A 20,831-nucleotide genomic window follows, 5' to 3' on the forward strand; every position below is an offset into this window, starting at 1 on the left:
GGTCGATCACAGCGGTGTGGGGATGCCTCCGACACTACCCGCGCACGAGTCGCGGGTCGCTGTACACGGCGTACAGGAGGCCGACGGGTTCGTACACCGCGGCGCGCGTCATCGTCGCTTGCGCGAGAACTCCTCGAGTCGCTGTTCAGGCGTGAGGCGCGACATCCGCTCGACCCATTCCGCCGAGAAGACATCGGCTGTGGCCGCGTCGACCACCGGCACGACGGCGTGCGTGATCGTGTCGTCGTACACGTGGACGAGGTGGAACGACTGGCCGGCGTCCATCCCGTTCACCTCGGCCGCAGGGCGCGCGAGGTTCATCGTGTAACAGGTCGCCGACGCGACGCTCACGGGGACCCCCGCGAACGTCCCGCTGGTGGAGTAGTGCAGGTGGCCCGCGAGGATCGCCCGCACGTCGGACCCCGCGACGATCTCGGCGAGCCGCCCCTGGTCACGGAGTTCGAGGATGTCGAACAGCGGCACATGCGACGGCAGCGGCGGGTGGTGCAGCGCGAGGATCGTCCCGAGGGGCGCGGGCGTCTCGAGTTCACGGCGCAGCCACTCCAGCTGGGCTGCGTCGAGGTCGCCGTGGTGCCATCCCGGCACCGTGGAGTCGAGGGCGATGAGGCGCAGGCCGTCGAGGTCCCACACGCCCGTGACCGGCTCTTCGGTCTCGTCGAGGCCGAACAGCACCCGGCGCATGGCCGTCCGCTCGTCGTGGTTGCCTGCCACCCACACCACCGGCGCTCCGAGCCGCTCCGCCACGGGCTCGACGGCCTCTCGAAGCGCCGCGTAGGCCTCCGGCTCGCCGAGATCGGTCAGGTCGCCGGTGAACACGATCGCATCGGGACGGATGCCGGTGGCCTCGGCCGCCTCGAGCGTGCGGGCCAGATTCGCCGCGGTGTCGAAGCGCCCGCCCAGCGGCGGGTTGCCGGCAAGGAGATGCGTGTCGCTCACATGCAGGAGCGTGCGCCGCGCGGGCGCGTACTGACCGAACTGCACGGGTGCCGTCGTCATGCGCACAGCCTAGGCGGTGGCGGCGACGCCGTGCTGGCGCGGGGCCCACGCGACCCGATGCTCCGGGAGGGGGCGTGGGCACCGTCGTCGCCGCAGTGCATCCCGGTCAGTGGTTGAAGACGATCAGCAGGATGCCGCCGATCACCGCTGCGGCGCACACCGCGAAGCACGCGTACGCGCCGATGAGCGCGAGCCGCTTCTGCCCCTCGGTGAGGGGATTGCGCTTGGCCGCCTTCGCCGCCGCCTTCTCGGCGCGGCGAGCCTCCTTCTCGGAGATCACGGTGATGGCGTCGGTGAACTCCACGGGTGCCACGACCGGCGGGCGGCCGGCACGGACCAGCAGGCGCAGACCGAGGGCGTAGAACCCGACCACGAGCACGGCGGCCGTGAGCGCCGCGAGGAAGACCTGCACGAAGGCGAGCCAGTTGATCACGATCATCGCTCGCCCCCGTCCTTCGGCGCGCTGGGCGTTCGTTCGGCGCCCTTGGCGGGTTTGGCCGCCTTCGCCGCCTTGGCCGCCTTCTTCGCGGCCGCATCGTCGGCGGCGCGGCGACGGGCCTCCTCCCGCGCGATCGCGCGCTGACGACGCGTGGGCGGCGGGTTGCGCTTGACCTTGACCGCGCGACCCGACTCGGCGACCTCGCTCATCGCGTTCGCGGCCGTGACGGCGTTGCGGCGCGAGCGCAGGAACAGGCCCAGGATGACCGCGACCGCGAGCACCGTGTCGATCACGATGCCCCAGAAGCCGAACGACACCGCGATCAGCGCCGCGAGGGCGCCCACGGCACCTGCGGCGGGCAGCGTCAGGACCCAGCCGATCATGATGCGGCCGGCGGTCCGCCATCGCACCTGCGAGCCGCGCCGGCCGAGGCCCGAGCCGATGACCGACCCAGACGCCACCTGCGTGGTCGACAGCGCGAAGCCGAGGGCGCTCGAGGCCAGGATCGTGGCGGCGGTCGAGCTCTCCGCCGCGAAGCCCTGCGCCGGCTTGACGTCGGTGAGACCCTTGCCGAGCGTGCGGATGATGCGCCAGCCGCCCATGTAGGTGCCGAGCGCGATCGTGATCGCGCACGCGAAGATGACCCATGTCTGCGGGTCGGCGTCGTCCGAGGACTGCCAGCCCGCCGTAATCAGGGCGAGGGTGATGACTCCCATCGTCTTCTGTGCGTCGTTGGTGCCGTGCGCGAGCGCGACGAGAGACGACGTGAAGATCTGGCCGAAGCGGAAGCCGTCGCGGCCGTCGGGCTTGCTGTCGTAGCGCCGCGTCAGCGCGTACGCGAGCTTGGTCACCGTGAACGCGATGACGCCCGCCGTCAGCGGCGCGATCACCGCCGGGAGGATCACCTTCGACATCACGACGCCGAAGTCGATCGCCATGACCCCGACGCCCACGATCGTCGCGCCGATGAGGCCGCCGAACAGGGCGTGAGACGACGACGACGGCAGCCCGAGCAGCCACGTGAGCATGTTCCACGTGATCGCGCCGATCAGGCCCGCGAAGATGACGGCGGGGAAGACGGATGCCGAGATCTCGTCCTCGCGGATGATGCCGCCCGAGATGGTCTTGGCCACCTCCGTCGACAGGAACGCGCCGACCAGGTTGAGGATGGCGGCCAGCAGCACGGCGGTCTTGGGCTTGAGGGCACCCGTCGCGATGGGCGTCGCCATCGCGTTCGCCGTGTCGTGGAAACCGTTCGTGAAGTCGAAGAACAGCGCCAGCACGATCACCAGCACGATGATGAGGGTTGCGGTTTCCACCGTTCGCTTTCCGTGAGGGGGGGTGGTGTGTGGATGCCGACGTGATCGGCGTGACGAACGAACAGTTCACCTAGAGTTCAGGAACCGGCAACCGGCCAGCAAGAATCCTACAACGGCTCCCCGGACGATCAACTCACGCCCGCGCCCGCGCGAACCGCGCACGCCGCGCGAGGGCGACTACCGTGGAGGGCGTGACCGCCCACGACACGTCCGCCCTCCCGCCCGCCCCCATCGCCGACATCCGCCCGGTGACCCGATCGCACCACGGCGACGACGTCGAGGACCGCTACGAGTGGTTCCGCGCGAAGGAGGATGCCGCGGTCATCGCGCACCTCGAGGCCGAGAACGCGTACACGAAGGAACGCACCGCTCACCTCGAGGGACTGCGCGAGCGCATCTTCGACGAGATCAAGGCGCGCACGCTCGAGACCGACCTGTCGGTGCCGACCCGCCGCGGCGACTGGTGGTACTACGGCCGCACGCTCGAGGGCAAGCAGTACGGCATCCAGTGCCGCGCGCCGCTCGCCTCACCCGACGACTGGACACCCCCGGAGCTCTCCCCCGCCGTGCCCGTGCCCGGCGAGCAGATCCTCCTCGACGGCAACGTGGAGGCCGAGGGGCACGAGTTCTTCTCGCTCGGGAGCTTCGAGGTCTCGAACGACGGCACGCTCATGCTCTACGGCGTCGACGTGGCCGGCGACGAGCGCTACACCGTACGGGTGCGCAACCTGGTGACCGGCGAGCAGCTGCCCGACGAGATCCCGGGCACCTTCGCCGGAGCGACGTTCTCGCCCGACGGACGCTTCATCGTCTACACGACGGTCGACGACGCCTGGCGGCCTGACACCGTGTGGCTGCACGAGCTCGGGACGCCCGTCGAAGACGACGCGAAGATCTTCCACGAGCCCGACGAGAAGTTCTGGGTCGGGGCCGGGTTCACCCGCAGCGACCGCTACCTCGTCATCGGGCTCGGCTCCTCCATCACGTCCGAGGAGTGGCTGCTGGATGCGGCCGACCTCCGCGGCGAGCCGCGCGTGGTGTGGCCACGCACCGAGGGTGTGGAGTACGACTCCGAGCATGCGGTGGTCGACGGCGAGGACGTGCTCTTCGTCCTCCACAACGACGGAGCCCTGGACTTCGAGCTGGTGCGGGTCGCGGCGTCCGACCCCTCCGGAGCGCGCGAGGTCGTCATCCCGCACCGTCCCGGCGAGCGGCTGCTGGGCGTGTCGACCTTCCGCGACTGGGGTGTGGTCGGCTACCGCCGGGGCGGCCTCGCGCGGCTCGGCCTGCTCGACTATGCCACGGGCGGCGTGAGCGAGATCGAGTTCGACGAGCCGCTGTACTCGGTCGGCACGGGCGGCAACCCCGAATGGGCTCCCCCGCTGCTGCGGCTCGGCTACGGCTCGTTCGTGACGCCCGGAACGGTGTACGACCTCGACGTCGCCACGCGCGAGCTGCACCTGCGCAAGCGCCAGCCCGTCCTCGGCGGGTACGACCCGGCGGATTACGCCCAGGAGCGGGTCTGGGCGACGGCACAGGACGGCGCGCAGATCCCGATCTCGCTCGTGTTCAAGCGATCGTTCGGCGACGCGGGCGCCGCCCCCCGCCCGGTGCACCTCTACGGCTACGGCTCGTACGAGCACTCCATCGAGCCGGGCTTCTCGGTGCCGCGCCTGTCGGAGCTCGACCGGGGCGTCGTCTTCGCGGTCGCGCACGTCCGCGGCGGCGGCGAGATGGGCCGCCAGTGGTACGAGGACGGCAAGCTGCTGAACAAGCGCAACACCTTCACCGACTTCGTGGACTGCGCCCTGCACCTCGTCGACAACGGCTACACGACCGCGTCACAGCTGGTCGCGGAGGGCGGCTCGGCCGGCGGGCTGCTCATGGGAGCCGTCGCGAACCTCGCACCCGAGCTGTTCGCCGGCATCCTCGCCGATGTGCCCTTCGTCGACGCGCTCACGACGATCCTCGACCCGTCGCTCCCTCTCACCGTGATCGAGTGGGACGAGTGGGGCGACCCGCTCCACAACCCCGACGTGTACGCCTACATGAAGTCGTACTCGCCGTACGAGAACGTGCGGACGGATACCTCGTACCCGAGGATCCTCGCCGTGACCTCCCTCAACGACACCCGGGTGCTGTACGTCGAGCCGGCGAAGTGGGTCGCGCGTCTGCGCGAGGTCGGCGCCGACGCGCTGCTGAAGTGCGAGATGGTCGCCGGTCACGGCGGCGTCTCGGGTCGGTACAACGCGTGGCGCGAGCGCGCCTTCGACCTCGCCTGGCTGCTCGACGTCGTCGGCCTCGCCGACGCCTGACCCCCGGCGCCCGTCGCGCGGCCCCGCACTTTGCGAGACCGAGGGTTCTCGCCGAGACCGGGGGCGATGCCGTCGGTTTCGTCGGGACTGCCCGGTTTCGCGGTGAAGGGTGAGCGGCTGCTCCTCCCCAGCCGGGCGGGTGCGGGAGATTTCCACCGACCTGCGGATGACCGGGCTGGAGCGCTCGCCCGCAGGAGCAAGGTCGACGCATGCCGGCGAAGCTTCTCCTCACTCGCGAAAGACCATCGGACGTCGCACGCCTCGACCGGAACGGCGCGTTGCACCGCCTCCGCGCAGGCGCGTACGTCCGCCAGGACGAGTGGGCGGCTCTGAAGCCGTGGGAGCGGTATCGCCTGCGGGTGGAGGCGGTCGCACGGATCTGGGAATCGCCGGTGTTCTGTCTCGAGTCCGCCGCGGCGATGCAGGGTCTGCCTACCTTCGGCGAACCACGGGAGATCCATCTCCTCAGCAATGACGGGAGGTCATGGCGGGAGGGGGATGTCGTCGTCCACGGAAGCCGAACCGAGCGCGAAGTCACAGCGCTCGACGGGATTGCGATGACATCCGTTGTTGAGACCGCAACCGATGCGTGCCGCGTGCTGCCGCCGGCCTTCGCACTTGCCGTGGCGGACGCGGCCGCGCGAATGCTTCAGCATGACGGCCTCTCTGTCGATCTCAGCGAGCGCGGGCGCGCTCAGGCGAACCGGCGCGGGCTGAGGCAGCTCGATTGGGTTCAGGCCCGCATGGCTCCCGCCGCCGAGAGTCCCGGCGAATCCGTGAGCCGTGCGGTCATCGAGTGGCTCGGGTACGAGGAGCCAGAGCTTCAGCACCAGTTCGACTATGAAGACGAGAACGATCGCAGCGACTTCTACTGGCAGCGAGCCCGGGTCGTGGGAGAGTCTGACGGATACGGCAAGTACGACGCCGAGGATCGCGAATCGATGAAGGCGCACTTCGTCCGGGAGAAGAAGCGAGAAGACCGACTCCGCCGCTACGTGTCGGGGTTCGCGCGCTGGGATTGGTCAGACGTGATCCGTCATACACCGTTGGACAAGAAGCTCGCGTCGGCAGGACTCGTGCGTGCCCATCCGCGGCACGATGAGATGCTCGCGTCGCTGGCATCGAACCCGCGATCGTTCGCAACACGAGCCCAAGCGGGCTCGACGAAACCTAGGACGACGCACTAGGTCTCGTCGAGACTCCTCGGGTTCGCGAGGTGGCGTGGTGTAGGGATCAGCCGAAGAGGGCGGCGGCCTCTTCGTATCGGTAGAGCGGGACGCTGTTGAGCTCGCCGAGCGCGTCGGCGAAGGGGACGCGGACGATGTCGATGCCGCGCAGCGCCACCATCTGGCCCCACGCGCCGTCGACGATCGCGTCGGCGGCGTGGAGGCCCAGGCGGGTCGCGAGGACGCGGTCGAAGCCCGACGGCGACCCGCCGCGCTGGATGTGACCGAGCACCGTGGAGCGCGTCTCGATGCCCGTGATGCGCTCGATCTCGGGGGCGAGCACCTCGCTGATGCCGCCCAGGCGCGGACGGTTGAACGCGTCGAGACCCTTGTCGGAGTAGGCCTCGTCCTGCCCCTTGAGCTTGAAACCCTCCGACACGACCACGAGCGGCGCGCGGCCGCGGTCGTGCGCCTTGGTGACGAGCTCGGTGATCTCCTCGATCGACAGCGGCACCTCGGGGATGCAGATCGCGTGCGCGCCTGCGGCGATGCCCGCGTGCAGCGCGATCCAGCCGACGTGGCGGCCCATGACCTCGGCGACCATGCACCGCTGGTGCGAGTCGCCCGTCGTGCGGAGGCGATCCATCGCATCGGTCGCGATGTTCACGGCGGTGTCGAAGCCGAACGAGTAGTCGGTGGCGCGCAGGTCGTTGTCGATCGTCTTGGGCACGCCCAGCACGTTGATGCCGTCGTTCGCCAGGCGGTTGGCCGCCGCGAGCGTGCCCTCGCCGCCGATCGCGATGATGCCGTCGAGACGGTGGCCGTACATCGTCTTGGCGATGTTCTCGGCGCCGCCGCGCGGACCCTCGTAGGGGTTCGTGCGGCTCGTGCCGAGGATCGTGCCGCCCACCTTCGACAGGCCCTTGACCTCGTGGCGGGTCAGCGGGAAGAAGTCCCCGTCCACGACACCCCGCCAGCCGTCGCGGATGCCGACGAACTCGAGGTCGTACGTCGTCGTGCCCTTGAGCACGACTCCGCGGATGACCGCGTTGAGTCCGGGGCAGTCGCCGCCGCTCGTCAGGATGCCGATCTTCATAGCTCAAGTTCCTCGCTGTCGGGTGAAGAGGTCCGGCGACGCTGCCTCACCCGACATTAGTGCCGGATGCCGCGCCCTGCCACACAGCGCCATCCTCCGGCCTTAGCGACCCGGGTGAGCGGCCACTCAATCCGTCTCGCGGCGCCAGATGCCGTCCTCCCGCCGCCACTCCCGCTGCTCGGCGGGCCGCGCCGAGGTGCCGCGGAACCAGAACGTCTCGTCGGGATTCCACCCGGCCACCACCGATGCCCTGTCGTCGTCGATCTCGATCAGGCGAGTCGCGACGGCGAGGTACCCGGCGACCGTGAGGTGGACGGCGTCGGCCTCCCGAGCAACGGCCGACCAGTCCGGCATGACCCACCGGCCGTCGCGGCCTGTGACGCGATACCAGTCATGCCGCCGCGACGCGGTGACGTCGAGCGGATGCCGTCGGCACAGGTCCGCCCAGTCCTCCAGCGTGCGGATCTCGATGACCCGGCCCGGGTACGCGTCGACAGGCACGGCGGTCGCCTCGTCGCCGCCGAGGAAGTCCTCGACGAACCAGAGGCCGGCGGGGCCGTCATCGCCGAGCGAGCGCGACGTCCGCACGAGGCCGTGGGGAGGGATCGACCACCACCACCCGGTCCAGCGCGCGGTCGGGTCCGACGGCCGGTCCACGGCCGCCCTCGCGTCGTCCTCCAGGACGCTGACGCGCCAGGCGTCCAGTTCCGCACCGGGGTCGGCGGAGGGCCGCCCTCCGCCATCCCAAGGCACGGCCCACTGGTCGCCGAGGTCGACGGGGGTGTGCCACCACGCCGAGTCCGGCGCGGCCGCGATGACCTCGGCCGCGCGCCGGAGCGACCGTCGCACCTCGGGCGTGGCCGCCAGCACGTCGGCGCCGTCGGGCTCCTGCCAGCCCCGCGCGTGGTCCACGGAGATCGCAAGCGCATCACGCAGCATCGCCGGAGTGGGCGCACCGACGTCGATCGATGCGAGCGCGTCCGCCGCGTCTGCTGGGGAATGCGGCGGGGGCTCCACGGCCTCCGCTGCGGACGCATCGGAGCGAAGGAATGTGATCGTCGCGGCGTCCTCGAGAGCGTGGACAGCCCAGAAGACGACGGATGAAGCACGCCGGCCCTCCGGCGTGACCGCCAGGTCCGCCCGGGCCAGCGCGTACTCGAGACAGAGCCGGCGACCGCGCGGCCCGGCGAGCAGGTCCTCAGCGACGATGGTCATCCGGCCACCCTAGCGAGCACAGTCCGGCGCCGAAGGCCCAGAGGCGGGCGGATGCGCGAGGGGACGAGCGGCGCCCGTGGTCGCCGCTCGTCGATCGATGCCCGGTCTACGCGGCGCCGAGGGCCTGGCGCAGCACGTGCATGAGCGCCGAGAGCTGGACCGAGTCGCTGGACTGCGGGTCGACGGCCTCGCCGTCGAGCGCGCGCGCCGCGAGACCCTGCTTCGAGTCGATCAGCTCCGCGATCTTCGTGTCGATCGTGTGCGCCGCGATGATGCGCCATGCCGTCACGGGCTCGTCCTGGCCGATGCGGTGCACGCGGTCGATCGCCTGGGTCTGCTCGGCGGCCGTCCACGACAGCTCGGCCAGCACGACGTTCGACGACGCCTGCATGTTCACGCCGACGCCCGCCGCCGTGAGCGAGCAGACCGCGATGCCGACGTCGGGGTCGTTGTTGAACGCGTCGATCGCCTGCTGGCGGGCGGTGGTCGCCTGGTCGCCGCGCAGCGACACCGTCTTCAGGCCCGCCGCCGCGAAATGCGCCTCGGCGGCGTCCATGACGTCGATGTGCTTGGCGAAGAACACGACCTTGCCCACCGAGCGCTGCAGCTGCACCGCGTAGTCGGCCGCGAGGACGGCCTTCGCCTGGCCGATCTTGCGCACCATGGTGAAGACGTTCTCCGAGCCGGTGCCGGCGGCCTTCGACTCCTCGAGCTCGTTGTGCGCGACGAGGCGGACGATGTCCTCGTCGATCTCGCCGGGCGCGAGCCCACGGGCGCCGCGCGCCTCGATGATGCGGCGGTACTTCGCGGCAAGGCGCTCGCCGAGCTCGCGCTCGGCCTGCCGGATCGACCGGCCGAACTCGTCGTCGAGCTCCACGGGGAGGTCTGCGATGAGCTTGTCGGGCAGGTCGGCGGCGACATCCTTCTTCTTGCGCCGGACGATGCCCATCGAAATGACGGCGTCGCGCGCCTCGGGATAGAACGCCTTGTCGGCGGGCGTGAGGCCCGTCTCGTCGAGCCTCTCCATCAGCACGGGCCCGGGCTTCTCGCCGGTGGTCCAGCCGAGGAATCGCCAGATCGCGTCGAAGTCCTCGACGTCGTTGATGAGCGGCGTGCCCGTCAGCGCCAGCAGCAGCGGGTCGCGCACCTGCTCGCGGATGCGGGCGGCGAGGGCGAGCACGTTCTGCGAGCGCTGCGAGGTGAGGTTCTTGATGAAGTGAGCCTCGTCGACGACCATGCCCTTCAGCCCGATCGAGCTGAGCCACGACAGGTGGCGATCGAGGATCTCGTAATTGACGATGAACACGTCGGCGAACGCGTCGATGTCCTCGCCGTCGCCCTGGATGACCGTGGCGCGCCGCTGCGGTGTCCAGCGCTCCACCTCGCGCGCCCAGTTCATCTTCACGACGTTGGGCACGACCGCCAGCAGCGGGTAGGCGCCCGCGACGGATGCCGCGAGCACCGACTCCGCCGTCTTTCCGAGGCCGGGCTCATCGGCGAGGAGGAACGTGCGGTGCCCAGCGCGCACGGACTCCAGGAACCGCGACTGGTGCGGCATGATCTCGAGGCCCTTGGGCGACAGCCGGTCGAACTCGGGAACCGGCGGCAGGTCCATCGACGCGCTTCCGCCGCCGGCACCGGTCTCGAACGCCTTGTAGAGGGGGCCCATGAGCTCCCAGCTGTCGAGGCGCCGGCGCGGGGTCTCCTTCGGCGCTCGGATCGACAGATCGGGGGCGAGGAACGGATTGGCCTCGCGCCGTGCCTCGACCTGCGCCGGCACGACCTGGCGCTCGGCGAGAGCGGCGGGCACCACAGGAGCGGCGACCGGGGCGACGTCGGTGATGATGAGCTCGTCGGGCGGCAGCTCGGCACCGGACTCGAGCAGCCAGTCGCGGCGCATGCGGCGCGCCACCGGCGATGCGGCCTGGTCGACTTCGAGCAGCTGGATGAGCGAGGTGTCGCGGGCGGCGGTCTTGGCGAGGATGGTGGCGACACCGTCCAGGCGCTTGAGCAGTTCGGCGCGCGCGGCATCCGTCAGCTCGCCGTCGTTCTTGACGCGAGCGCGCTCCTCGCGCACCAGGAACGCGATCACCTGGAACTTGACGCGGTTCGTGGGCCCGAGCTTGCCGCGCTGGGCCTTGGCCTCGACCTCGCGCACCTTGCGGGCGAGGATCGGGATGATGGGGGCCTCGTCGTCGCGGCGCGCGGACGAGGACTTGCGGCGACGCTGCGCCGTCTGGGGTGCCGTGGTCGGCATGCTCCTCCTGAGCGTGAGTGCCGGATCGGGACCGGCGATGATCGGATGACACCGATGGTCGTGCGTCCCGCGGGCGGCGCGAACGCCGTCGCGAACGCGGGACCGGGGCTCGCCGTCGACGGCCGCGGGCACTCGCTTCTGCGAGCTGCGACATCGTCAGCGGTTTCCCCGCGGCCCATTCTAGCCGGATCGGCGGCCCGATCGGGGAATGCGTCCGCGAACGGGGGCCGCTTCAGCCCCAGAGCGTCGCGACGATGTCTTCGGTGTACCCGTCGGGGTTGAAGTTGATCCAGGCGGTGGTGACGACGGCGCCGTCGCCGATGTAGTGCGTCTCGCCGCGCGTGTACTCCTCGTCGTCGAGCGTGACGCCGCGCTGCTCGATGCGGCAGATGGTGCCGTCGCCGAGGGCCTCGCAGCCGAATCCCGCTTCCGGCAGCGCCGCCGAGATCGCCGCCGCCTGCTCGGCGTCGATCGTCGTGACGTTCGTCGCGAGCCCGACTTCGCTGGGCTGACCCCACGAGCAGCGGATGGTGGGCGCGCCGCTGTGGACGATCTCCAGGAGGTCGGCGTTCTCCGTCGAGAGCATCGTGACGCCGGGGTCGTTCAGCGGCGGGTTCGCCGACTGCAGCTGCGCGAGCATCGCGGCGGAGTAGATCTCCTCGCAGGTCGCCGGCAGCTCGAATCCGGCATCCGGCAGCTCAGTCTCGATCGGCGTCACCGACGGACCGGGCGTCGGCTGCTCGACCGTCGCGGACCCCGAGGGCTCGGGAGTGGCCGAAGGCTCGGGCCGGCATCCGGTCGCGAGCATCGCCACCGCGGACAGCGCGGCGATCGCGATCGCGACCCGCTTCGTCCGGACATCGTCGAACAGCCGCATGACACCTCCGGTTCGCGTGCGCCGACTGGCGCCCTTCGACCTTACGACGCTGCGCCCGCGACGCGCTCGGGGCACGCCGCGGGAGCGGAGCGAGGCGCCGCCGCGGGTTTCCGAAGCGGCCCCGACGTAAGCCTGCACACGGCGCACGTGCGTCAGCGACCGTCCGCGTACGCCTCCTGCCACCGCGAGAGCGTGTGCGGGTCGTCGGTCACGATGCCGTCCACCCCGAGCGCGGTGACGGCGTCCCAGTGCGTGTCGTCGTTCAGGGTGTAAACGACGACGCGTGCGCCCGCGGCGTGGAGCTCGTCGACGATGCCGGGACGATCGAGCACGGCCTTCCGGCTCACGATGACGCCGCGCGCGCCGGCCTCGGCGACCGCGCTGACGACGTCGTCCGGCACGTGCTTCAGGATGAGCAGGCGCGGCACGACCTCCGAGCCGGCGGCGACCAGCGCGAGCGTCCGCGCATCGAAGCCGGCCAGCGCGACGCGACGCTCGAGGTCACGCGCGACGACCTGCGACACGGCCGCGGCGACGGCCTCGGCATCCCACTCGCCCTTCAGCTCGATGATCGCGCGGCCGCCCGACGTCGCGAGCGTGTCGAGGAACTCGTCGAGCGTGGGCACCAGCGTGCCGGCGTAGGCGCCGTCGAACCACGAGCCGGCGTCGAGGGCGCGCACCTCGGCGAGCGTGAGCGCCGAGAGTCGGCCGTGGCCGTTCGTCGTACGGTCGACGGTCGCGTCGTGCATGAGGACGGGGTGGCGGTCTGCGGTGAGCGCGACATCGACCTCGACGTAGTCGAATCCGCCGTCGAGGGCGGCGGAGATGGCGGGCAGCGTGTTCTCGGGGGCGGTCTGCGCGCCCCCGCGATGGCTCGCGATGAACGCCGCCTCGCCGGGCGTGCGGGGATCGCCGAGCAGCTCGCGGGCGCTGACCCGCGCCGGTGTCGCACCGAACAGCGCGATCACCATGCTCGCGGCTGCGAGCACGCACACGATGAGCAGGGCGTGGATCCGATCGCGGGCGCGATCGGATGCCGCGGAGTGGGGCATCGGGCATGTCCTCCGGGTCTTGCACCGCGTCGTCGTCGACGTGGTGCGGACCACTCTACATGCGCCGTTACCGTTTCGTTACTCAGTTTTCGCGCGTGATCCGCGCACCGACAGCACCGCGTCCCACAGCGCCTCGGCGACGTCGCGCTTGCTGCCGTTCGCCGACGCGACGAGCCGCCCGTCCGCGGCGATGATCGACACCGCGTTCTCGCCGCTCTCGAACCCTCTCGTCCAGCCGACCTCATTGACGGCGAGGAGGTCCGCGCCCTTGCGCGCGGCCTTGCGCCGGCCGCGGTCGAGCAGCGTCTCGCCCTCCCCCGGCGTCTCTGCCGCGAAGCCGACGATCGTCTGCCCGTCTCGCCGACCGCGGACGAGCTCCGCGAGGATGTCGTCGTTCTCGATCAGGTCGAGGGTGATGCCCTCGCCGGGCGCCGACTCCTTCGCGCGCTTGAGGGGCGACACCTCGGCGACGCGGTAGTCGGCGACCGCCGCCGCCATCACGACGACATCGGCGGACGCCGCCTCGACTGCGGCCACTGCACCGAGCTCTGCGGCGGTGCCGGCGCGGACGACCCTCACGCGCGGGTGGGCGGATGCCTCGGCCAGCGGTCCGTCGTCGACGTGCGCCGCGATCAGCGCCACGTCGGCGCCGCGATCTGCCGCCGCGAGCGCGACCGCCACCCCCTGCCGTCCGCTCGATCGGTTGCCGATGTAGCGCACCGGATCGATCGGCTCACGGGTGCCCCCGGCGCTGACCACGATGCGCAGGCCATCGAGGTCGCGCGTCACCGCGGCCGCGGCGAGCGCGCGCTCCAGGATGGCCTCGGGCTCCGACATCCGTCCGGGGCCGCTGTCCCCGCCGGTGAGCTCACCGTCCTCGGGACCCACCATGATCACACCGCGCTCACGGAGGGTCGCGATGTTGGCGACCGTCGCGGGGTGCCGCCACATCTCGGTGTGCATCGCGGGCGCCACGACGACCGGTGCCGTGGTGGCGAGTAGGGTCGTCCCGAGGAGATCGTCCGCGATTCCCGCGGTCATCTTCGCCAGCGTGTTCGCCGTCGCGGGCGCCACGATCACGAGATCGGCCGCCTGGCCGAGCGCGACGTGCCGCACGCGTGCGACGTCGTCGTGGACGGAGGTGGTCACGGTGTGGCGGCTGATCGCCTCCCACGTGGGCAGGCCGACGAAGCGCAGCGCGTCGTCGGTGGGCACTACGTGGACCTCGTGGCCGTCCTTGACGAGAAGGCGCACCAGCTGAACCGTCTTATACGCGGCGATCCCGCCGGTGACTCCGACTACGACGAACACCCTCCGATCTTGGCACGACCCGAAACCCCCGACGTCAGGAGATCCGCGATGTGCACGGTCGTCGTCCGCGTTCCGCATACGGCAGACGAGCCGACGCGCGTGCTCGCGATCCGCGACGAGGATCCCGGCCGGCCGTGGAACCCCCTGGGCCGATGGTGGCCGGAGCCGCACGACGGCGTCATCGGCGTGCGCGACGCGCGCGCCGGCGGCGCCTGGCTCGCGGCCGATCCCACGACCGCGCGCCTCGCCGTGCTCCTCAACCGCGCCGACGTGTCGACGAGGCCCGAGTCGGAGCTCGTCTCACGCGGCGGCATCGTGCTCGAGTCGGTGGCGGGGCGCTCCCCCGGCGGCGAGCCGCGCACGCACGGGTTCAACCTGGTCGAGGTGACGGGGCCGCGCGCCCGCGTGACCACCTGGGACGGAGCGCGGCTGCAGACCCGCGACCTCGAGCCGGGCACCCACATGATCGCTCACGACGACGTCGACGATCCGTCGACACCGCGCATCGCACGGTGGCTCGATGAGTTCCGTGCGAGCGAGCTCGCCGCAGGCGGGCACTGGTGGCTGCCGTGGCTCGAGGTCCTCGAGCGCTCGACCGAGCTGCGGCCGACCGACGACCGCGCGATCATCCGCGACAACCGTCCCTACGGCTACCCCACGCTGTCGCTCCTGGCGTGCGTCGCGTCGGTGTCGGCGACCGACGTCGACGTGCACTACGGCGAGCTCACCCGGCCCGGCGCGTGGGGCGGGCTCGACCTCGCCTGAGCCGTCCCGCCGCCCGCGGCGCGGGCAGCTGACTACACCAGGCTCTTGGTGTGACCCAGAGTCGCGTTGACCCATTTGTCAATGACGCAGATCGACACCGTCGCCGAGTGGCAGCCTGGCCAGTCCGGCGCGCGCGGCCTCGGTCACGTCGCGGCAGGCTACTACGCCGTCAGCTCTTGCTAGACGATCACCTCGCCCGGCCAGGTGAGCGCGTACGTGTACTGGACCGGCGCGCTGGGCCTCGGCAGCGGCGCGGTCTGAGCCCCCGCCCTGCAGCGGCCCCGTCTCCACCGAGGCGGGACCGCTGCCGTTGTCGCTGGGGCAGTCCGGTGCCTCGCTCACGCGGATGGGCATGAGTAGCGTTGCGCCCATGCTGAACCTCGTCACTAGGGCCGCAGCCGCAGCCGTCGCCCTCACCGTCGCCGCTGGGCTCGCCTCCTGCGCGCCCGCCGCTGACCCTGCGCCCGCTCCGTCCAAAGCCGCCGAGCCGACGCCCGCCACGTCACCGACGCCCAGGAACTATGTCGCCGAGGCCGAAGCGGCCGCCGCGGCGGAAGCCGCCGCCAAGGCCGAGGCGCGCCAAGCCGAGTACACCGCCGCGGTCGCCACATTCCCGCTCGCGATGCCGGGGGGCTACACATTCCCTGAGACGGCACCTGCGGGCGGTTTCATCGCTCGACCCGGGAGCGGCTCGGGGTCCGCGACGGCCTATGCAGTGTGGCGCTGCTCGGTCGCACAGGCGGCCCGGGACGCGCACGTCCTCAACGGCGACGACGCGAGCGCCCAGTCACTCCTCGCGCAGATCGCCGCGGTGAGCGACGATGACCTGCCCGGCAACGGCGACTGGGTCCAGATGGTCCTCCCCGAGTCCGGCGTCTCGTGGGGCTCGCTGGAGGGCGAGACGGGCATGTGCTACTTCTGGCTCCGCCCGCACGGCCGCTGGAACGTATAGACCCCCGCGTCGAACACCGAAGGCCCCGCTCTGCTTCGCGAGCGGGGCCTTCGCGTTGTCGGCCTAGTCCGTCATCCCCGACCGCACCCAGTCCTGAACCCGCCAGACGACGTTGTACAGGTTCAGCGGCGCGCGGTCGTAGCTGTCCCACCGCTGGCCGACGCGGGCGGTCCAGGCGCGGATGCGGCCGCAGCAGACGCGGTGGCCGAACAGGCGGAACAGGGTGTTGCAGAGCATGCCACGCATGAGGAGTCGTCCTCTCGATGGTCGCCGCCCCCGGTTGGGGCTAGCGTTGGCTGCTCATGCCCCGATGGTATCGCCCGGCAGGCCGGGCCGGGCGGGGACGCCGATAGTGTGAGCCGCAACTCGAAGCTCCTCTACGGCTCGCAGATCCAGCACGAGCTGGATGACGACGCGCTCTTCCACCTGGACGTACTCATCGCGCACCTGCGCGGCCGCCCATTCTTCACGTGACGGTGGCGGCCGCTCGAACGGCAATCTCGTTCCACTCTCGATCGCGCCGGGCGTGCCGTTGGTGCTGGAGTACTACAACGGCCCAGACCTCAAGCTCGACTGGGCGCTCATCGAACGCGCCGCCAAGAAGATCGAGGAGAGTGGCAGCGTCACGATGCCGCTGGCGCACTACTACCGCGCCTAGCGGCCGGTGCCGATCATTGCGGTCCCGGTACGGAAGCGCTCGAATATCAAACAAGGCTCTTGGTGTGCCAGACCGTCTTCGTCTCGGTGAACGCCGCGATGCGCGAGAGGCTGGGGGCCGCGGCATCCGTCCCGTTCTCGGGAGGCAGCACTCGCGTGAGGGTCTCGGCGGCCGCGATCTGCAGGTCGACCCAGTCCAAGTCGCCGGCGCCGACGAGGTCCAGCGCATGCACGTCGGGGTGCGACGCGAGCCAGGGCGCGATCTCGGCGGGCGAGCCGGTGAGCACGTTCACGACGCCGCCGGGAACGTCCGACGTCGCCAGCACCTCGGCGAGGCTGATCGCCGAGAGCGGGAACCGCTCCGATGCGACGACGACCACCGAATTGCCGGTGACGAGGGCCGGCGCGATCGCCGAGACGAGCCCGACGAGCGCGGAGTCCTGCGGTGCGATGACGCCCACTACACCGGTGGGCTCCGGCACCGAGATGTTGAAGTACGGGCCCGCGACCGGGTTGCCGTTGCCGGCGATCTGGCCGAACTTGTCGCACCACCCGGCGTACCAGACCCAGCGGTCGACGGCCTCGTCGACCTCGGCGGTGGCGGCGGATGCCGACACCCCGGTCTGCTGGACGATCTCGTCGACGAACTGCGCACGCCGGCCTTCGAGCAGCTCGGCCACGCGGTAGAGCACCTGACCGCGGTTGTAGGCGGTGGCGCCCGACCAGCCCTTGACGGCGCCGCGCGCCGAGACGACGGCATCCCGCGCGTCCTTGCGGGACGCCAGCGCGGCGTTGGCGAGGAAGTCGCCCTTGGACGAGAGCACCTCGTACGTGCGCCCCGACTCGCTGCGCGGGAACGCGCCGCCGATGAAGAGCTTGTAGGTCTTGGGGACGGTCAGTCGCTTGCTCATCAGCGGGATCCCTTCAAGTACGCGGCGAGCCCGTGGCGGCCGCCCTCGCGGCCGTAGCCGGACTCCTTGTAGCCGCCGAACGGCGACGACGGGTCGAATCGGTTGAACGTGTTGGCCCACACCACGCCCGCACGCAGCCGGTCGGCGACGGCCAGGATGCGGGAGCCCTTGTCGGACCAGATCCCCGCCGAGAGCCCATACGGCGTGTTGTTGGCCTTCTCGATGGCCTCGGCCGGCGTGCGGAACGTCAGCACCGACAGCACCGGGCCGAAGATCTCGTCGCGCGCGATGCGGTGGCTCGCCTGCACGTTGGTGAAGATCGTCGGGGCGAACCAGAAGCCGTTGTCGGGGATGACGCAGTCCGCGCTCCAGCGCTCGGCGCCCTCCTCCTCGCCGATGCGGCTCAGCTCGCGGATGCGGTCGAGCTGCTCGCGCGAGTTGATAGCGCCGATGTCGGTGTTCTTGTCGAGCGGGTCGCCCAGCCGCAGCGTCGACAGGCGGTCCTTGAGCCGGTCGACGACCTCGTCGTGGATCGACTCCTGTACGAGGAGCCGGCTGCCGGCGCAGCACACGTGCCCCTGGTTGAAGAAGATGCCGTTGACGATGCCCTCGATCGCCTGGTCGATCGGCGCGTCCTCGAAGACGATGTTCGCGGCCTTGCCGCCGAGCTCGAGGGTCAGCTTCTTGTCGGTGCCCGCGACGGACTTCGCGATCTCGCGTCCGACGGCCGTCGAACCGGTGAAGGCGACCTTGTTCACGTCCGGATGCCGCACGATCGCCGCTCCGGTCGCCCCGGCGCCCGTGACGATGTTCACGACGCCCGGCGGCAGATCCGCCTGTTGCAGGATCTCGGCGAAGATGAGCGCCGACAGCGGCGTGGTCTCCGCGGGCTTGATGACGACGGTGTTGCCCGCGGCGAGCGCGGGGGCGATCTTCCACGCGAGCATGAGCAGCGGGAAGTTCCACGGGATCACCTGGCCGGCGACCCCCAACGGCCTCGGGTCGGAGCCGAGGCCGGCGTAGTCGAGCTTGTCGGCCCAGCCGGCGTAGTAGAAGAACCACGCGGCGACCAGCGGCACGTCGACGTCGCGGCTCTCCTTGATCGGCTTGCCGTTGTCGAGGCTCTCGGCGACCGCGAGCTCGCGCGCCCGCTCCTGTACGAGCCGCGCGATGCGGAACAGGTACTTGCCGCGGTCACGGCCGCTCATCTTCGACCAGGTCTTGTCGAACGCGCGGCGCGCCGCGACGACGGCGGCGTCGACATCCGCCTCGGTCGCCGAGGCGATCGTCGCGATCTGCGACTCGTCGGCGGGTGAGATCGTCGCGAACGATTCGCCGGAGCCCGGACGGAAGTCGCCGTCGATGAACAGCCCGTACTCGGGCTTGAGGGACAGGATCGCGCGCGACTCGGGGGCCGGCGCGTATTCGAGGAAGCTCATGGCTCGTTCCTTAGTCGATCGTCACGTAGTCGGCGCCGGAGTAATGCCCGGTCTTCAGCTTCTGCCGCTGCAGCAGCACGTCGTTGAGGAGGCTCGACGCGCCGTAGCGGAACAGATGGGGCTGCAGCCATTCCTCGCCCACCGTCTCGGCGACCGTGACGAGGTACTTGATCGCATCCTTCGACGTGCGGATGCCGCCCGCGGGCTTCACGCCCACCTTCTCGCCCGTCGCCCGATGCCAGTCGCGCACGACCTCGAGCATGAGGAGCGTGACCGGCAGCGTCGCCGCCGGCTGCACCTTGCCGGTCGAGGTCTTGATGAAGTCGCCGCCGGCGAGGATCGCGAGCCACGAGGCGCGCTTGATGTTGTCGTACGTGTTGAGCTCACCGGTCTCGAGGATCACCTTGAGCGACGCATACGACCCGTCCTCGCGACGGCATGCCGCCTTCACGCGCGCGATCTGGTCGAAGACCAGGCCGTAGCGGCCGGAGAGGAACGCACCGCGGTCGATCACCATGTCGATCTCGTCGGCGCCGCTCGCCACCGCCTCGGCGGTGTCGGCGAGCTTGATGTCGAGCGACGCGCGCCCGCTCGGGAACGCGGTGGCCACGGCGGCGACGCTCACGCCGCCCTCATCGGGGTCGCCGTGCGCCGCGCCGAGGGCCTCGACGGCGTGCGGCACCATGTCGCCGTAGACGCACACGGCCGCGACACGCGGGCAGGTGGGATCCGAGGCATCCGGGTTGAGCGCCTTCGCGACCAGCGATCGGACCTTGCCGGGGGTGTCGGCGCCCTCGAGGGTGGTGAGGTCGATCAGTTCGATGATCTTGTCGAGCGCCCACGCCTTGGACGTCGTCTTGATCGACCGCGTACCGAGGCCGGCCGCGCGCTGCTCGAGGCCGACGGCGTCGACGCCGGGCAGCCCGTGCAGGTACCGGCGGAGCGTGGTGTCGTCGGGTTCGCCGCCGAGCAGCTCGACGGCGCGCTCCGGCAGCGTCATGAGGGAATCGCCTGACATGGCATGACCTGGCTTTCTGTGGGACGTGGCGGGGGGATGCGGTGAGGGGCCGGGGCTCACGGTGTCATCCTTCGAGCAGGTGGAGCGCGGTGGCTTCGTCGGTGATCAGGGCGGTGCACAGTCCCGATGCGACCAGCGCCGCGGCGATGGCGTGCTTCGGCGTGCCGGCGATCGCAGCGATCGCGACGGGCGCGGCCCGCAGCGCGTCGAGCGAGAGGCCCACGGTGCGTGCGTCGAGCTCGGGGTCGACGATGTCGCCCGCGGCGTCGACATAGCGTCCGACGACGTCGCCGACGGCGCCGCGACCGACGAGGCGGTCGATGTCCTCGGGGGCGAGGTAGCCGCTGTCGACATGGACGGACCGGTGGTCGGCGGCACCGGCGCTGAAGAGGTACGCGTCGGCCGAGCCGGCGAGATCCATGACGTTCGCGACGACCCGGTCGGCTTCGATCGCCTCCTTCGTCTCGCGGCGCTCCAGGATGGCGGGGCTCGGCAGCAGCGTCGCCCGTCCGCCGCCCTTCTGTGCGATCGCGACCGCGGTGGCAGCGGCGGTTCCCGGACGCTGCGTGAGGCTCACGCCGCCGTTGATCTGCACGACATCGGTGCCGCTCGACCACCCGTTGCGCAATTGGTGGGCGACCTCCGAGAGGGTGCGACCCCAGCTGACGCCGAGCACCCCGGGGCTCGGGCTCAACGCCGACAGGTAGTCCGCCGCGGCCTGGGCGACGCGCCGCTGCAGCTCGTCCTCCGTCTCGACGCCGGCTCGCGACACGACGATCGCGTCGGCGAGGCCACGTTCGTCGCGCAGGCGCCGCTCGAGCGGCACGCGCCGCGCGCGCGAGTGGAGGATCTCGATGCGGACGAAGCCCTCCTCCTTCGCCTGCGACAGCAGGCGGCCGACCTTCCAGCGGGTGATGCGGAGGCTGCGCCCGATCTCCTCCTGCGTGAGGTTCTCCTCGTAGTACAGCTCTGCTGCCCGGATCGACAGCAGCTCGTCGACGGCGTCCACATCCCCTCCTTCCGTC

At 70.9% G+C, this 20,831-nt stretch carries 19 protein-coding genes; 5 read left to right on the forward strand and 14 right to left on the reverse strand.

The features are described 5' to 3' along the window. Positions 1–108: 108 nt before the first annotated feature. From AC3ANN_RS10920 to AC3ANN_RS10930, 3 genes are all read right to left on the reverse strand, one after another. Complete coding sequence (locus AC3ANN_RS10920; RefSeq protein WP_488337427.1) at positions 109–1,017, reverse strand: phosphodiesterase; 909 nt, start codon at positions 1,015–1,017, stop codon at positions 109–111. 106 nt (positions 1,018–1,123) lie between these two features. Next, entirely contained in the window at positions 1,124–1,456 is a 333-nt protein-coding gene (locus AC3ANN_RS10925) for a peptidase (protein ID WP_488337428.1), read from the reverse strand. After that, on the reverse strand, positions 1,453–2,775 hold the full coding sequence (locus tag AC3ANN_RS10930) for an inorganic phosphate transporter (RefSeq protein ID WP_488337429.1): 1,323 nt from the start codon (positions 2,773–2,775) through the stop codon (positions 1,453–1,455). Before AC3ANN_RS10930 ends, AC3ANN_RS10925 begins: the two co-directional genes overlap by 4 nt. Positions 2,776–2,966: 191 nt before the next feature. Between AC3ANN_RS10930 and AC3ANN_RS10935 the strand changes: the two genes are divergently transcribed. Both AC3ANN_RS10935 and AC3ANN_RS10940 read left to right on the forward strand, forming a co-directional pair. Next, positions 2,967–5,090: a S9 family peptidase gene (locus tag AC3ANN_RS10935; protein WP_488337430.1), complete on the forward strand. Its 2,124-nt coding sequence runs from the start codon at positions 2,967–2,969 to the stop codon at positions 5,088–5,090. Positions 5,091–5,449: 359 nt separating this feature from the next. Beyond that, on the forward strand, positions 5,450–6,277 hold the full coding sequence (locus AC3ANN_RS10940) for a hypothetical protein (RefSeq protein WP_488337431.1): 828 nt from the start codon (positions 5,450–5,452) through the stop codon (positions 6,275–6,277). 46 nt (positions 6,278–6,323) lie between these two features. Here AC3ANN_RS10940 and AC3ANN_RS10945 read toward each other — a convergent pair whose 3' ends face one another. The 6 genes from AC3ANN_RS10945 to coaBC all read right to left on the reverse strand — a co-directional run bounded on the left by AC3ANN_RS10945 (position 6,324) and on the right by coaBC (position 14,064). Continuing rightward, on the reverse strand, positions 6,324–7,352 hold the full coding sequence (locus tag AC3ANN_RS10945; RefSeq protein WP_488337432.1) for an ATP-dependent 6-phosphofructokinase: 1,029 nt from the start codon (positions 7,350–7,352) through the stop codon (positions 6,324–6,326). Positions 7,353–7,478: 126 nt separating this feature from the next. After that, complete coding sequence (locus tag AC3ANN_RS10950) at positions 7,479–8,567, reverse strand: hypothetical protein (RefSeq protein WP_488337433.1); 1,089 nt, start codon at positions 8,565–8,567, stop codon at positions 7,479–7,481. 106 nt (positions 8,568–8,673) lie between these two features. After that, entirely contained in the window at positions 8,674–10,824 is a 2,151-nt protein-coding gene (locus tag AC3ANN_RS10955; protein WP_488337434.1) for a DEAD/DEAH box helicase, read from the reverse strand. 232 nt (positions 10,825–11,056) lie between these two features. Next, positions 11,057–11,701 (reverse strand): hypothetical protein, encoded by a 645-nt coding sequence (locus AC3ANN_RS10960; RefSeq protein WP_488337435.1) that lies wholly within the window; start codon positions 11,699–11,701, stop codon positions 11,057–11,059. Between the two features lie 152 nt (positions 11,702–11,853). After that, the gene (locus AC3ANN_RS10965; protein WP_488337436.1) at positions 11,854–12,753 is read right to left on the reverse strand and encodes a glycerophosphodiester phosphodiesterase; all 900 of its coding nucleotides are present in this window, start codon (positions 12,751–12,753) and stop codon (positions 11,854–11,856) included. Between the two features lie 78 nt (positions 12,754–12,831). After that, the gene (gene coaBC, locus AC3ANN_RS10970) at positions 12,832–14,064 is read right to left on the reverse strand and encodes a bifunctional phosphopantothenoylcysteine decarboxylase/phosphopantothenate--cysteine ligase CoaBC (protein ID WP_488337437.1); all 1,233 of its coding nucleotides are present in this window, start codon (positions 14,062–14,064) and stop codon (positions 12,832–12,834) included. Between the two features lie 9 nt (positions 14,065–14,073). Here coaBC and AC3ANN_RS10975 point away from each other — a divergent pair, with 9 nt between their 5' ends. Beyond that, complete coding sequence (locus AC3ANN_RS10975; RefSeq protein ID WP_488337438.1) at positions 14,074–14,829, forward strand: NRDE family protein; 756 nt, start codon at positions 14,074–14,076, stop codon at positions 14,827–14,829. 370 nt (positions 14,830–15,199) lie between these two features. After that, on the forward strand, positions 15,200–15,781 hold the full coding sequence (locus AC3ANN_RS10980) for a hypothetical protein (protein WP_488337439.1): 582 nt from the start codon (positions 15,200–15,202) through the stop codon (positions 15,779–15,781). Between the two features lie 63 nt (positions 15,782–15,844). Here the strand turns inward: AC3ANN_RS10980 and AC3ANN_RS10985 are convergent, their stop codons facing one another. Then, a complete protein-coding gene (locus AC3ANN_RS10985) occupies positions 15,845–16,027 on the reverse strand; it encodes a hypothetical protein (protein ID WP_488337440.1) in 183 nt (60 codons plus the stop codon). Between the two features lie 280 nt (positions 16,028–16,307). On the opposite strand from AC3ANN_RS10985, the gene AC3ANN_RS10990 reads away from it, so the two are divergent. After that, complete coding sequence (locus tag AC3ANN_RS10990; RefSeq protein ID WP_488337441.1) at positions 16,308–16,439, forward strand: hypothetical protein; 132 nt, start codon at positions 16,308–16,310, stop codon at positions 16,437–16,439. Positions 16,440–16,485: 46 nt separating this feature from the next. On the opposite strand, the gene AC3ANN_RS10995 is transcribed toward AC3ANN_RS10990, so the two are convergent. The 4 genes from AC3ANN_RS10995 to AC3ANN_RS11010 all read right to left on the reverse strand — a co-directional run bounded on the left by AC3ANN_RS10995 (position 16,486) and on the right by AC3ANN_RS11010 (position 20,815). Then, complete coding sequence (locus AC3ANN_RS10995; RefSeq protein WP_488337442.1) at positions 16,486–17,349, reverse strand: aldehyde dehydrogenase family protein; 864 nt, start codon at positions 17,347–17,349, stop codon at positions 16,486–16,488. Then, entirely contained in the window at positions 17,349–18,788 is a 1,440-nt protein-coding gene (locus AC3ANN_RS11000; RefSeq protein ID WP_488337443.1) for an aldehyde dehydrogenase family protein, read from the reverse strand. The genes AC3ANN_RS10995 and AC3ANN_RS11000 overlap by 1 nt, the downstream gene beginning before the upstream one ends. A gap of 10 nt (positions 18,789–18,798) precedes the next feature. Beyond that, complete coding sequence (gene deoC, locus AC3ANN_RS11005) at positions 18,799–19,806, reverse strand: deoxyribose-phosphate aldolase (protein ID WP_488337444.1); 1,008 nt, start codon at positions 19,804–19,806, stop codon at positions 18,799–18,801. A 64-nt stretch (positions 19,807–19,870) separates the two neighbouring features. Beyond that, positions 19,871–20,815 carry a sugar-binding transcriptional regulator gene (locus AC3ANN_RS11010; protein ID WP_488337445.1) on the reverse strand — a complete coding sequence of 315 codons (945 nt, stop codon included), beginning with the start codon at positions 20,813–20,815 and terminating at the stop codon, positions 19,871–19,873. Positions 20,816–20,831 lie beyond the last annotated feature (16 nt).

It is taken from the genome of Microbacterium sp. STRO-2N (assembly GCF_057747775.1).

Bases quoted from the DNA above. Each gene is read 5' to 3' on its own strand.
- AC3ANN_RS10995 (WP_488337442.1), bottom strand. From the start codon at position 17,349: ATGAGCAAGCGACTGACCGTCCCCAAGACCTACAAGCTCTTCATCGGC.
- AC3ANN_RS10980 (WP_488337439.1), top strand. From the start codon at position 15,200: ATGCTGAACCTCGTCACTAGGGCCGCAGCCGCAGCCGTCGCCCTCACC.
- AC3ANN_RS11000 (WP_488337443.1), bottom strand. From the start codon at position 18,788: ATGAGCTTCCTCGAATACGCGCCGGCCCCCGAGTCGCGCGCGATCCTG.
- AC3ANN_RS10985 (WP_488337440.1), bottom strand. From the start codon at position 16,027: ATGCGTGGCATGCTCTGCAACACCCTGTTCCGCCTGTTCGGCCACCGC.
- deoC (WP_488337444.1), bottom strand. From the start codon at position 19,806: ATGTCAGGCGATTCCCTCATGACGCTGCCGGAGCGCGCCGTCGAGCTG.
- AC3ANN_RS10960 (WP_488337435.1), bottom strand. From the start codon at position 11,701: ATGCGGCTGTTCGACGATGTCCGGACGAAGCGGGTCGCGATCGCGATC.
- AC3ANN_RS10945 (WP_488337432.1), bottom strand. From the start codon at position 7,352: ATGAAGATCGGCATCCTGACGAGCGGCGGCGACTGCCCCGGACTCAAC.
- AC3ANN_RS10950 (WP_488337433.1), bottom strand. From the start codon at position 8,567: ATGACCATCGTCGCTGAGGACCTGCTCGCCGGGCCGCGCGGTCGCCGG.
- AC3ANN_RS10920 (WP_488337427.1), bottom strand. From the start codon at position 1,017: ATGACGACGGCACCCGTGCAGTTCGGTCAGTACGCGCCCGCGCGGCGC.
- AC3ANN_RS10965 (WP_488337436.1), bottom strand. From the start codon at position 12,753: ATGCCCCACTCCGCGGCATCCGATCGCGCCCGCGATCGGATCCACGCC.
- AC3ANN_RS10925 (WP_488337428.1), bottom strand. From the start codon at position 1,456: ATGATCGTGATCAACTGGCTCGCCTTCGTGCAGGTCTTCCTCGCGGCG.
- AC3ANN_RS10955 (WP_488337434.1), bottom strand. From the start codon at position 10,824: ATGCCGACCACGGCACCCCAGACGGCGCAGCGTCGCCGCAAGTCCTCG.